This is a genomic window from Pontibacter ruber, assembly GCF_023630205.1.
In the GTDB taxonomy this organism is placed as follows: domain Bacteria; phylum Bacteroidota; class Bacteroidia; order Cytophagales; family Hymenobacteraceae; genus Pontibacter; species Pontibacter ruber.
Genome location: NZ_JALPRR010000003.1, coordinates 49,939 through 61,066, shown reverse-complemented (window position 1 = coordinate 61,066; position 11,128 = coordinate 49,939). Strand labels below are relative to the sequence as shown.

The following is an 11,128-nucleotide window of genomic DNA, read 5'->3' as shown; positions in this document are numbered from 1 at the left end:
GGAAGTACTTATTTGATAATACGTTGTATTTGTATTTAGTTAACAATGAATATGATTAGGTATAGTATAAAATAAGTAACCGACTGTGTAGATCAGGTTAAAAATTGTAAAAGACAGGGAATTAAATAACCCGCCGCCTCCCCAAAATAAAACGGCGGGTTAGTTTAAGTTCTACTATGGATTACTTTACTGCTGCACGACCAGTTTGACCGTCTGCGCGGTGCTGCCACTGGTAAGGCGCACCAGGTACATACCTTTGTCCAAGCCGTCTGCCTGCAGCTCATGCTCATAGCGCTGGCCGCTTTGAATTGACCCGGCAGCAATGCGCTTGATGAGCGCGCCTTTCAGATCATACAATTCCAGTGTATACTCGGCGTCTTCTCCGCTGGTAAAGGAGAGGGTGGTACGCTTAGAGAAGGCAGTCGGATACGCCTGCAGTCCTCCCCTCTCCGGCTCAGCTGCTGCCAGAGCCGACTGGCTGCTCACGCTCTTGACGCCGTTGCGGTGGATGACGATGTTGCCCCCGCCGATGGTCTGGCAAGCCTCTGCGTTCTCGCCCAGGTTCGTGGAGCAGCCGATCTGGTTGTCATACACCACAGCCCCGCGGGTGCCGTCCTGCTGTATTTCCCACACCAGTATGCGCAGCTTGTCTGCTTCTTTGGCTTTATTGAGCTGCCCGTCTGTGGCTGAAATCAGGAACATGAACTTGCGCGGATCCGTCACCAGCTTGCCCTGGTCGTCTCTGTAGGATACCTTGCCTCTGCCACGGTAGAAGGCCTGGTTGCCGGAGATAACCAAGGTGCGGGAGAGTTGGGAAATGCTCCTGAAGTAGAACGAGCCGTTTTCGAGCAGCAGCTGCGTTTCGCCCTGCAGCCGGTTTTCCGCGCCTTTCTTGTACTTGGCCATCAGCCCGAAGTAGGCCTTGGTGCCTTTTTGCATGAACTCGTATGCACTGTTCACCGGAGAAGTGATCCAGCCCCCGCCGGTCACAAAACCTGCTTGAGGGTCAAACACGTGCACGTACAGCGTGGTGTCCCGGGTAGGACAGCCAGCCTCGCCGCCATAGGTCACATGCATTTTATACATGTCAGGCTCTGAAGGCCAGTTGACTTTGATCGTGTTAGTGCCCTGGCCGCTGAAGCTGGTGTAATCTGCCCCGCTGCCATTGGTAATACGCCAGGTAAAGGAAGTGGCACTGGAATCTGAAAGGGAGTATATAGAGCTATTGGTCTTGATGGCAGCTGTAGAGTTGCCCTGAATGGCTGCGTCTGCTAAAGCTGGGCATTGGTTCTGCCTGTACTTGACAGTGAGAAAGTCGTTGCCCGTACCGAGACTAAAGCTGTAACCAGTTACAATTACACTTCCTTCAGAATCAAGAGCTATATCCCTTCCTGTGTCATAGAGTACACCTCTTGCTGTCTGTATGTCCCATATCTGAGCTCCATTTATGCTGTTATATTTGATTGTTTTAAATACCCCTCCTCCAGATCCTTCCTCACTATGCTCACTATGCCCGGTGACATACACGCCGTCTTGGTTATCAACAACTACAGATGTGGAAAAATCATTGCTGCCATTATTATCATAGCGATTACGCCACATCTCATCTCCGGTAGACGCTTTGTAGCCTACAGTTGCGTAGTCATACGCATACTCCACATCCTCACCACCTATACTCTGGCTGCGACCTGTCACATAGACACCATCTGTACTATCAACAGCAATGGCTGCTACATAGTCATAACCATTCCTTCCAGCATCAAAACGGCTGTCCCATTTCTGCTCTCCTGTGGTTGCCATGTAGCGGATAGTGACGTAATCAGAAAAGGTCCCGATGCCACTGCTGTTGCCAGTAACATAAACACTACCAAGATTATCTAGGATAATATCTATAGCCTCGTCATAACCATTGGCCTCTCCGTTGTAGCGTCTTTCCCAATTCATTTTGCCGGTAGTAGCTTCGTAACGGACAGTGGCGTAGTCCCCATCACTTTGTCCGGTAACATATACGCCACCCTGATTATCAACTGCAATGGCCGTTGCTCCATTATTGCTGATGCTCTTCCCTTTGTAAGGAGTAGCCCATATCTGCTTCCCTGTAGTTGCATCGTAGCGAATAGTCACGTAATCTGATGTGTTATCCCCCGTTTGGCTGGAACCGGTCACATAGATACCTCCTGCACTGTCGACAGCAATGTCTACAGCCTGGTCCCAGCCATTGCTTTGCCCGTTGTAACGTCTACTCCAACTCTGCTTTCCGGTGTAGGCGTCATAACGTATGGTAATATAGTCGGTTTCGCTGCGTCCAGTGACGTAGACTCCACCTTGGTTATCAACTGCGATACCAGAAACATGATTATCTCGGTTTTTCTCGTATACTTTTATCCAAAGTTCTTCACCTGTAGGGGAATATTTGATGGTTACTATATTGGCTTTGTATGAATTATCGTTGTAACTGGTACCTGTGACGTAACTGTTGCCTGCAGCATCAATTGTCACAGCTATGCCAGTATCACTTTGACTACCAAAGCTGTTAAAGCGCTGCTCCCACTCTTTGCCGCCGGTAGTGGCATTATAACTGACAATGACGATATCAGGTCCTGTGTTTTTAGTGTAGTCGCGTCCAGTAATTATAACACTGCCTTGATTGTCTGTGACAATGCCTCCTGCTTCATCTAAGCCGCTGTCCTTTCCACTATAAGAGGTGATCCACTTTTGAATACCTGTGGCTCCTTCATAGTAAATTGTTATAAATAAGTAAGAGTTATTCCCGGTTTGGCTGGTACCAGTCACATAGACACCGCCCACGTTATCGACAGCGATGGCATTTGCCTCATCCGGATTGTTGCCTTCCCCATTGTAAAAATTTGTCCATTTTTGGTCGCCTGTGGCCGCATCGTAGCGAATAGTTATGTACTTAGAATCTATGTAAGTGTCGCTGCTTAATCCTGTGACGTATACACTGCCCATATGGTCGACGGCAATGTCTCTTGCCCAATCGGGGTAGTTGCTTCCCCCGTTGTAGGTCTTAACCCATTTCTGCTCGCCTGTGGCCGCATCGTAGCGGATGGTGGTAATATCGTATCCTGTTTCATTACTATAGGTAGTGCCGGTTATGAAGACTCCGCCTTGGTTGTTCACTGCAATGAACGCCTCTCCAAAATAACCTCCTTTGCTGTAGTGACTGTCCCAAATCTTGTTTCCAGTGGCAGCATCGTAGCAGACGGTAACGTAGTCGGAGCCTGTAAATTCCTGATCATTTGACCCAGTAACATAAACCCCTCCTGTATTGTCTACAGCAATGGCTGTAGCAAAATCATTGGAATTGCCTCCTCCGTTGTAGAAGCTTTTCCAAATCTTATTTCCGGTGGCAGCATCGTAGCGGATAGAGACATAATCCCAGTTAGTTTTGTTGCTTAAGATTTCGCCAGTTATGTATACCCCACCTTTGTTGTCAACTGCAATGGCCGTGGTATTGATACTATCAGAGATATCCCAATTCTGCATACCTGTGTTAGCATCGTATCGGATGACTACGCTACCGCCTGTGACATAGACGCCCCCTTGGCTATCAACTGCAATACCAGAAGGAGAATTAAAAAGGGCTTCGTCGTACACTTTTGCCCAAAGCTTATCACCTGTAGGTGAATACTTAATAGTTATGATGCTGCTACTACCTGTACTGTAGTTATTAATACTCCCAGTTACATAACTGTTACCCGCAGCATCTACCGCAATCATATCTTTTTCAGTGGATTCACCAGTCGCCCCTTTGCTGTCATACCGCCTGGCCCATTCTTCGGTTACTAATTGTGCCGGGGCTGTAAGGCTAATGAAACAAAGCATAAGCCCGAGCCAAGAAGGTAGTTTTTTATTCATAGCTGTTAACTGTGTTTGTGTAATTGTATAGTGCCGAGATCAAACGTGTTGCTCCTGCAGGTGTGGCAGGCAAGTCGGGCATCTTTGATAGATGAGGGTGCTACTGAAGGGACAATTTGGAATGCACCTATACATAAAGTACGGCTGGTTCTGTGCTAAGCTATTATATAATTGCACTATAATAATAGAATTTAGCACAAGTATATTCCAACTAGGTAAGAGCGCTAAAAATCAGGGGGAGTATGGAAGAATAGGTTTTTTCTTGTTTTATCATTCTGACCTTATTCTAATCCGGAAAAAACCATTAAAGGTGAGCAACAACTTATGCTAAAGCTTACACAGTTATAAGCTTCTTAACTTTTGCCTGAACGGAGAGCACCGGCTGGTTTTTGCAGGCACTTCCCGGAAAAAAAATACTATACCTTTCAGGTAAGCTTTAGAAGTTATAACAAAACTTACCACCGATAACCTTTCAGGCAGGCTTCTTAAATCATTATACCTTACCTTTTAAGGGTTTATATCTTAATAAAGCATACTTTTCGGGTGCAATTTTATAATTTGCACTTCTATTACTTTCCCAGGTAGAACTGAAGCTCAACAGATGAACATCATTAAGAATTTAAAGATCAGAGACAAATTATTGATCCTGCTCTCTTTGCTGCTATTTCCGCTGGTTTACTTTGTTGTTTCAACCATCAGGCTGGAGATAGATGAGAACGACAAACTAAAGCAGGAATCAATTCAATTAGCAGAATCTGAAAAGATATCGGCTCTTCTACATGCCTTTCAGAAAGAGCGGGCGCGCATACTGGCAGCTGCCGGAGGAGAAACAGCTTTCCTGATAGAAGCAAAAACACTCCGAAGTATAACCGATGCGGCACAGCAGGATGTTAGAAATTTTATAACCAGTTCCGGCAGACCATTTCCCGATCTGGCCTTACTAAACGAACTTAAAAGCTACCGGAACGATCTTGATCAGAACAAGCTGGATGTGCAGGAGTTCAGGCGTTATTCAACAAGCCTGATTTATACTTTCCTGGACAGAATGGATGCCAATGCAACCGGTATTGGCAATGCTGAGATCCAAAAGCAACTGATAAGCTTCAGAAACCTTGCAGAGGCTAAAATACAGTTAGGCAGGATCAGAAGCCTGCTGATGATGGTAATTAAGGACGGATCTTTTTCGTACCAGAACTATGCACAGATCAACACACAGATCGATTCTTACAACAGGTCGCTGAATAATTTCACAAGGTTTTCGGATGCAACGTCCGTACAGGACGTTCAGAAAATAATTTCCTCTGAAAACTACAAGCAGGTAGCAGGCATCTTACAGCGTATCGAGCGAAATCCTGAGCTGGACATGTCTTCTTTCAACACCACTGCTACGTTCAATTTATTTACCCAAAGCATAGAAGACTACAGAAAGGCCGAAAGCCTGCTGATAGCCCGTATCCAGGATCAGGTAAAAGAAGAAAGTATGCAGCGCGAACAGTACATGGTGGTACTGATCGTGATTTTCATACTTATACTTGCCCTCACGATGGTGCTTTCGTTTTACATCGTCAACCTGATCTCTTCGTCGCTTTCTACCCTGAAAACTGCTGCCGACCGCATCCGGCTGGGTGCTACCGATGTGATGATCGACATCGACAGCAAAGACGAGATCGGCAGCGTGGCAGCATCTTTCAGAGGAGTGCTGGATAAGACCGTTTCGCTCTCGCAGGTAGCCCAGGCCATTGGCCAGGGAAGGTATGATGTGGAGGTAGCCGTGCAGAGCAAGGAAGACGTATTGAGCTATGCCATCAGGGACATGAAAGACAACCTGCAGGCCTTTACGACAGAGAACGCTAACCGCAACTGGGTACTTTCGGGTGTGGCGGAACTCAATAACCTGACCGGTGGCGAGAGCTCATTGGAAAAACTATCCGCTTTGGCCCTCTCCTACCTCTGCAACTACACCGATTCGGAGGCTGGCGTACTATACCTGCACAACGACAATGGCAAACTGGAGCCGGCTGCCAACTATGGCGTACAGCATAACCTGGAGCAACTGCCTGTTTTCGAAATCGGCACCGGGAAAGTAGGACAGGCTGTGCGTGATCGGAAGGTAAAAGTACTCGACCAGGTACCGAATGAGTATTTACGCATCAGAACCGGCTTGTCTGATATTGAACCTGCCACGGTCATGATTCTCCCGCTATACTTCGGCAACACCGTTGTAGGAGCCCTGGAGCTTGCCTCGCGGCAGCCTTACACCGAGCTCAAACGCCGTCTGCTCAATGCTGCTGCCGAACGCATCTCCGTACTTATTTATACTTTGAAAGCCCACCTGCAAACACAGGAACTGCTGTTCGAAACACAGAACCAGGCCGAAGAACTGGAAACACAGCAGGAAGAGCTGCGACAGCTGAATGCAGAGCTGAAAGCATCGGAAGAAGAGCTGCGCGTAAACCAGGAAGAGCTTCAGGAGAAGAATGCAGAACTGGAAGAGAAAGCGCAGCTGCTGGAGGAACAGTACGAATCCCTCAGCTCCAAAAACAAAGCCCTTGAAGATGCCCGCGAAGCCATCGAGCTGAAAATACAGCAGGTAGAAACCGTAAGCAAGTATAAGAGCGACTTCCTGGCGAACATGAGCCACGAGTTGCGCACACCGCTCAACAGTATACTTATACTTTCCAGGCTACTTGCCGATAACGTGGAAAACACATTGTCTACCAAGCAGGTGGATCATGCCCAGATCATCCACAAGTCTGGCAACGACCTGCTGAAACTGATCAACGAGATCCTGGACCTCTCGAAGATCGAGTCGGGTATGATCAAGCTGGAGACGAACGAAATAAAGCTGCAGGACATCTCACTGGAGCCGATGTTCAGGGAAATGGCTTCCAAAAAGAAGATCCGCTTCAGCGAACGCCATACTCCCGGCAGCTTCGATACCATCACAACAGACCGCTTCCGACTGGAGCAGATCCTGAAGAACTTTATCGGTAATGCCATCAAATTCACAAACGAAGGAGGCGAAGTAGAGCTTTCCATTCATCCGGTTGAAAAAAGACCTAACTTCAGATCGGAACAGCTCCGGGAACAGGCAGATATTGTGGCCTTCGCCGTTCGCGATACCGGCATCGGGATTCCGCAGGAAAAGCAGGATGTGGTATTTGAGGCGTTTCAGCAGGCCGATACTTCCACCACACGCAAGTATGGCGGCACCGGCCTGGGGCTTACCATCAGCAAGGAACTGGCGGCGCTGCTCGGAGGCGAGATCCTGCTGGAAAGCGAGCCGGGCAAAGGCAGCACGTTTACGCTGTACCTGCCCAAAGCACCGGTAACCGAACCTAAAAAAGCACAGGCATCAAAGGCAACAGCAACCACATCTGCGCACAGCAGGTCAGAAACGGTGAATCATGTTTTTGATAAGATCGAGAAAAACGACAAGAAAGACATCTCGGTGCTTATCGTGGAAGATGACAAAGGCTTCAGCGACATACTGGCTGATTTTGCCACGGCCAAAAACTTTAAAGTGCACCAGGCTTACACCGGCAAAGAAGGCCTGCGCATGGCGCGTGCAGAAAAGCCGGACGCCATGCTGCTCGACATTCACCTGCCGGATACAACCGGCTGGGATGTCCTCCGCCAGATCCGGGAAGATAAAGAGCTGCGCCACACAAACGTACACGTAATGTCGGCTTACGACAAGGAAGTGATCGGCGAGCACGCAGATAACGAAGAGTACCTGCCCAAACCAGTCACGCTCGAAATGCTCAACAAGGCGTTTACTACCATCTCCGGCATATCAGACGCTTCGATCGAGAACATCCTGATCGTGGAAGACAACGAGATCGAGAACAAGGCGGTGGCGGAACTGCTGCTGGCGCACGGTCTGAAATCTACGTCGGCTTACTCTGCCGAAGAAGCCGAACAGGTACTGGCCAAGCAGAAAGTAGACTGCATCATTCTCGACCTGAACCTGCCGGGCATGAAGGGGTATGACTGGATGAAAAAAATCAAATCGCAGACCGGTCTTGCCGATATTCCGATCATCATTTACTCCGGTAAAGACCTGAACGAGGAAGAGGAAGCAGCCCTGAAAGAATTTGCCAACACCATCATCATCAAAAACGAGTACTCGTACCTGCGCCTGCTCGACGAGGTGCAGTTATTTCTGCACAAGGTAAACCAGAAGCTTCCTGCAGGCAACAACAAGTTCAAGATGAAACTGCACGTGCCGGAAGAAGTGCTGCGCGGTAAAAAAGTGCTGGTGGCAGACGACGACGTACGCAACATTTACTCGCTGAGCAGCCTGCTGGAGCTGCACGGCATGGAAGTGGTAGTAGCCTACGACGGCAAAGAGGCGCTGCAGAAGCTGGAGACCGAAAAAGGCGTTGACATGGTGCTGATGGACGTGATGATGCCCGAAATGGACGGCATTGAGGCAACAAAACGAATCCGGGAGATTTCTCGTTTTAAGCAACTCCCTATTATTGCCCTCACAGCGAAAGCCATGAAAGAAGACAAAGAAAAATGCCTGGAAGCCGGCGCTTCAGACTACATACCAAAACCAGTTGACACCGACAAATTACTGACCCTGATGCGGGTGTGGTTGTATGAAGCTCGCTAACGAAGCCCTTTTTGAGCAGGAGGTTGAGGCGCTCATCAACGAAATTCATACGCACTATGGGTATGATTTCAGGGGGTATGCACGGGCATCGGTGTACAGAAGGGTCAAACGGTTTTTAAGCCACAAGCACCTGCGTTCTGTAGAGCAACTGCGGGAGGCAATTTTTGCAGATAGCTTTTTCTTTGAGAATTTCCTGCAGGAGATCACCGTGAACGTAACGGAGATGTTCCGTGATCCTTCTTTTTTTCTGTCGCTGCGCCAGAACGTGCTGCCTATACTTAGCACCTACCCCTTCATCAAAGTATGGGATGCGGGCTGCTCTACCGGCGAGGAGCTTTTCTCGCTGGCCATACTTTTAAAGGAAGAGGGTCTGCTGGACAGAACAAAGATCTATGCCACTGACATCAACCAGAAAGTGTTGAAGCAGGCGAAGGAAGGTATCTTTTCTGCTTCTAACATGCCTGCTTATACGTCGGGCTACTACGCTGCGGGAGGCAAACAGGAATTTTCGAGCTACTATAGCAGCAACTACGGCAGCGTAAAGTTCGACTCGTCGCTGGTAAAGAATGTGGTGGTATATCCGCACAACCTGGCGACCGATTCTTCTTTCAATGAATTTCACCTGATCCTGTGCCGCAACGTGCTGATATACTTCAACCGGGAATTGCAGGAACGTGTTTTTAAGTTGTTTGATGAAAGTATGGTGAGCCTGGGTTACCTGGGGTTAGGCAAAAAAGAAACCCTGGCCATGTCGCAGATCAGCAGCAACTATAACTTTGTAGATAAGAACAACCGCATCTACCGGAAATCTAACTGATGGCAGTATCATCCAAGGTGATCGTGATAGGGGGCTCCTGGGGAGGAATACAGGCTTCGCTTGCAGTGTTGCGGAAACTGCCGGCTAACTATAGCATTCCCATTGTACTGGTACTGCACCGGCTGCGCAACTTTGAAGGCAGCCTGCAGGAGGTGTATGAAAAAAGAATCGCTTTGAAGGCGGTGGAAGTAGAAGAAAAAGAAAAACTGCTGCCCGGGCATGTATACCTGGCACCCTCCAACTATCATGTTTTGCTGGAGAACGATCATACTTTCTCGCTCGATGACTCGGAACTGGAGAACTATTCCCGGCCGTCCATCGACGTTACCTTTATGAGTGCTGCCGATGTATTTGGCGATAATACCATAGGAATACTCCTGAGTGGCGCCAGTAAAGACGGAAGTTCAGGATTAAAGTATATCTTTGAGAACGGAGGCACTACGATAGTCCAGGACCCTGACGAGGCCGAAGTCAGCACCATGCCGCTGTCGGCTATTAATAGTATACCAGGCTGCCAGATAATGGGTACAGCGCACATACAAGCATACTTGCTTTCCTTACATGAACACTGATCACGATACGAACACTCTTACCGTAGAGGCGGGTTTACATCCGGTTAACATATTACTGGTTGACGATCTGGCCGAGAACCTGGTGAGCCTGGAAAGTTTGCTTTCGAAGGAACAGGAGAACATTACATACCTTTTTGCCCGTTCCGGAGAAGAGGCGTTAAAGATTGCTTTGCAGCAGGAACTTGCCCTGATTCTGCTGGATGTGCAGATGCCCGGTATGAACGGGTATGAGGTGGCGCGCTACCTGCGGGATATCTCCAAAACACGGGATATACCGATCATTTTTGTTACGGCCATAAACGAGCAGGATGCCCACGTGATCGAAGGCTTCGAGGCCGGCGCCGTGGATTTCCTGTTCAAGCCCCTGCACCCGTACATCACGAAGGCAAAGGTCTCTACATTTGTTAAGTTCTACCTGCAGAAGAAAGAGCTCGAGAAGGTGAACAAGCTGATGCTGGAAGTAAACCAGGAACTGGAGGCAAGGGTAAAGGAACGCACAAAGGAACTGACCCGCGTTAACAAGGACCTCGACAACTTTGTGTATACGGCTTCGCATGACCTGAAAGCGCCCATCAACAACATAGAGGGGCTGATGACCGCGCTGCGCGAAACTTTGGAGGAGAAAACGCTTGACCTGGAGGACGTGACGCCTATCCTGGAAATGATCAATGACTCGGTAAGCCGCTTTAAGAATACCCTACTGGACCTGACAGAAGTTGCCAAAGTGCAGCACGAAGAAACCGCAGAAAGAGATAAAGCCTGCTTTCAGGAAATACTCGACGATGTAAAGCTTAACATCCAGGATCTGATCCAGCGTTACAGTGCGACCATACTTGCCGACTTTACCCAGGTACCGGAGACCCTGTTTTCCCGTAAAAACCTGCGGAGCATACTTTACAACCTCGTCTCAAACTCGATCAAGTACAGCTCCCCGGAACGTAAACCGATCATAGAAATTACTACTTCTAGATCCGATGGGTATACCCTGCTCACGGTTCGGGACAACGGCCTTGGCCTTCGAAAAGAAGATCAGCAGAAAGTATTCGGCATGTTCAAACGCCTGCATTCGCATGTGGAGGGCACCGGTGTCGGGCTGGCCATCGTGAAAAGGATTGTGGAGAACTGCGACGGCAAGATCGAATTCGAAAGCGAACTGGGCAAGGGTTCTGTGTTTAAAGTATACCTGAAGTAAGCGCCTAAATTACCTGCTGATTGCCTGAACACAAAGTATACTTTGCT

5 protein-coding genes are annotated in these 11,128 nt (G+C 48.5%); 4 read left to right on the top strand and 1 reads right to left on the bottom strand.

The features are described 5' to 3' along the window. Window positions 1–186: 186 nt before the first annotated feature. Window positions 187–3,507: a T9SS type A sorting domain-containing protein gene (locus MJ611_RS12170; RefSeq protein WP_250430089.1), complete on the bottom strand. Its 3,321-nt coding sequence runs from the start codon at window positions 3,505–3,507 to the stop codon at window positions 187–189. Between the two features lie 973 nt (window positions 3,508–4,480). On the opposite strand from MJ611_RS12170, the gene MJ611_RS12165 reads away from it, so the two are divergent. The 4 genes from MJ611_RS12165 to MJ611_RS12150 are packed head-to-tail and all read left to right on the top strand — an operon-like array spanning window position 4,481 to window position 11,081. Further along, on the top strand, window positions 4,481–8,500 hold the full coding sequence (locus MJ611_RS12165) for a response regulator (RefSeq protein WP_250430088.1): 4,020 nt from the start codon (window positions 4,481–4,483) through the stop codon (window positions 8,498–8,500). Next, on the top strand, window positions 8,487–9,317 hold the full coding sequence (locus MJ611_RS12160; protein WP_250430087.1) for a CheR family methyltransferase: 831 nt from the start codon (window positions 8,487–8,489) through the stop codon (window positions 9,315–9,317). Before MJ611_RS12165 ends, MJ611_RS12160 begins: the two co-directional genes overlap by 14 nt. Continuing rightward, complete coding sequence (locus MJ611_RS12155) at window positions 9,317–9,889, top strand: chemotaxis protein CheB (RefSeq protein ID WP_250430086.1); 573 nt, start codon at window positions 9,317–9,319, stop codon at window positions 9,887–9,889. The genes MJ611_RS12160 and MJ611_RS12155 overlap by 1 nt, the downstream gene beginning before the upstream one ends. After that, window positions 9,879–11,081: a sensor histidine kinase gene (locus MJ611_RS12150; protein ID WP_250430085.1), complete on the top strand. Its 1,203-nt coding sequence runs from the start codon at window positions 9,879–9,881 to the stop codon at window positions 11,079–11,081. The genes MJ611_RS12155 and MJ611_RS12150 overlap by 11 nt, the downstream gene beginning before the upstream one ends. Window positions 11,082–11,128: the final 47 nt, after the last annotated feature.